This is a genomic window from Methanospirillum sp. (assembly GCF_028679455.1).
Classification (GTDB): Archaea; Halobacteriota; Methanomicrobia; order Methanomicrobiales; family Methanospirillaceae; genus Methanospirillum.
In genome coordinates, this window is the sequence record NZ_JAJRBM010000360.1 from 1 (window position 1) to 2,702 (window position 2,702).

Here is a 2,702-nt window from a genome sequence, read left to right on the forward strand (position 1 = left end):
CTCTGATATTTCTCACAATCATGCTGCGTTGCTGGAAAATTATCGATCATTGCAGGACTAAAGAAAAATATCATGGCGGATGAGAAACGATCAAAAAGACATGAGGATCTTCTTGAGGCCATTTACGAGGTCTCACAAGAGAAAGGATATGCAAAGTCCCGGGATATTGCTGCGGCATTATGCATCACTCCCGCAACAGTGACTGACGGATTCAAACGCCTTTCAGATGCAGGGCTCGTAAATTATGAACCCTATGGCGGGGTAACCCTGACTGAAGCCGGTTTTTCCATTGCCAGACAGACCCAGGATTCTCATCATATCATACGCAGGTTGCTTGAACTTTCCGGGGTGGATCCTGTTGTTGCTGACCGTGATGCCTGCGTGATGGAACATGGGCTCTCCCCTGATTCATGTACACACCTCAGCCGGGTAGTTTCCTTCATTGAAACATGTCTGGAAGATGAAACGTGTAATCAACGATTTTTAACCGCGATTGAAGGTGGAAAAGAGAAGACTCCAAAAGTCAGGGCTAAAAAATAATTTCGGTTTATGACACAGATCCTCACCTGTTTTGGGTTTGCATAATCACTCTCGAAATGACAACTCTGTGGTACAAAGCGTCTGTGATACCCGGACGCCCGGAGGTGCTCATAACAAAAGAAGGTGGAATTTGGACACAAGAACTTCGCAAATACCAATACAGCCGGATCGTACCAGTAAACGGGAAACATCCCGCAATCTTTCTCCTTACTTCTCACCGATACAGAACTTCATTCTGGAGATGAAGGTATTATTCTCGCTTTTACAACAACCCGATGTATTTGAGGGTTTTTTGTACATCAACAAATTAAGTGTACCGATCTCTTACGATGAGTTATTCTCCATTCCTGGCTGGTATGATGCCGTTCCATGCAGCGATTCGTTTTTCATCAACCGGAGCGAGTTCAGGAGAACAAAGACTGTTGCTATCTGGTGACCAATTGCTCCCCCTGCCGGGGACAGGAATCCGGAAGCAGCTCCGATAATCAACAGAAGATTCAGCCCCATCGCGAGGAGAACATTCTGAAGAATAATTGTTCGGGTGCGAATACCGAGCGAGAGAAACCCGGGAAGAGCGGAAAGACCTCCACGCATCAGAACAACTCCAGCGGTCTCAAGTGCAACGGTATCAGCCCGGCTCGCTATACTGATACCGAGATCAGCACGTGCCAGAGCAGGACCATCGTTTGTTCCATCCCCAATAAAGCAGACCGTTTCACCGGTATGCTGGATCTTTCCAAGGAAATCCTCTTTGTCTGTAGGGCGAAGTCCGGCATGAACCCTCTCCTCCGGCAGACCACATTCTCTGGCGATTGAGGCTGCAGTCCGGGGATTATCCCCGGTAAGTACGATGACCTGATCGAGCCCCATCTTCCTCAGACTTGACAGAACTTCCTTTGTTTCAGGACGTACCTGATCTGAAAGCCGAATCATCCCTGCATATGTATGATCATGTGCAACCCATACTGCAATCTCTGAGTCCGAGTTGTTATTGAATTGAGATATATCCGGGATACTTACTCCGTTCCTCTCAAGAAACGAGCGGGTTCCGATATGAACTATGCTTTCATCGTACTTGTCTTCGATTCCTTCTCCTGGCCATTCCCGTGCAGAACCATGGGACTGAACCATACTTCCCCTATCTGTGGCTGCCCGGACAATAGCCTGAGCAATCGGATGAGAGGATGATGATTCAGCATGGGAGGCGAATGTAAGAATTTCGTCAGATGAATACCCATCAGCCGGATCAACACCCAGAACCTGCATCACGCCGGTTGTAAGAGTGCCGGTTTTATCAAACACAACGGTAGTTACTGATCGGCATATCTCCAGATACTCTCCTCTTTTGATCAAAATTCCGCGTTTTGCTGCATTCCCGATAGCGGCAAGAACCGCTGACGGGGTTGCCAGTAAAAGAGCACAGGGGCAGGCCACGATGAGAATGGTAATAGCCCTGATGGGGCTCCCTGTCCAGATAAGAACGACACCTGCAATCATAAGCATGATCGGAGTATACCACCTGGCAAACCGATCGATAAACGGGTGGGAAGGTGGCCTCCGTTCTCCGGCTTCTCTGACTAAATTCACTACCCTGGCATATGTTGAGTCCTGAGCCGCACGAAGGGCAGTAATGATCAGGACTCCGTCAAGGTTGGTACTTCCTGAACTTACCTGATCACCGGGTCTTCGGGTTATCGGGAGACTCTCACCGGTCAGGCAGGATTCATCCAGGCCAGAGTTTCCTTCAACGATAATCCCGTCAACCGGAACGATATCTCCGGGGCGGATTACCACCTGGTCACCGGTTTTGATCTCTTCAACCGGTACTTCCCGGGTTTCACCATCCCGGACTAGGCGGGCAAACCGGGGATGACGGGTGATGATTCCGTCGATATCTGCCTTTGATCGGGCGTATACGTATTCCTCAACCAGTTCCCCGATACTCAGAATAAGTGCTATCTCAACGGCAGCGATGAACTCTCCAATAACCACCGCTCCGATGAGAGCAAGGGCAGCGAGTTCACACACATTTCTTCTTCCCTGGAAGAGCCCGGTGATTGCTTCTTTGAGGATAGGGATAGCGGTGAGAACCAGAGCAATAACTGCCGCAGTGATGCCAACTTCCCGTGGGATGATATCTCCGAATTCGGAGAGAACAGCGA

2 protein-coding genes are annotated in these 2,702 nt (G+C 49.3%); one reads left to right on the forward strand and one right to left on the reverse strand.

The window, feature by feature from the left end:
• The first annotated feature begins 72 nt into the window (after positions 1-72).
• Positions 73-540, forward strand: coding sequence for a metal-dependent transcriptional regulator (locus LUQ50_RS12190; RefSeq protein WP_300040110.1), 468 nt, complete (start codon positions 73-75; stop codon positions 538-540).
• Positions 541-864: 324 nt separating this feature from the next.
• Here the strand turns inward: LUQ50_RS12190 and LUQ50_RS12195 are convergent.
• On the reverse strand, positions 865-2,702 hold a 1,838-nt coding region (locus LUQ50_RS12195; protein WP_300040111.1), incomplete at its 5' end, for a cation-translocating P-type ATPase.

Bases quoted from the DNA above. Each gene is read 5' to 3' on its own strand.
- LUQ50_RS12190 (WP_300040110.1), top strand. From the start codon at position 73: ATGGCGGATGAGAAACGATCAAAAAGACATGAGGATCTTCTTGAGGCC.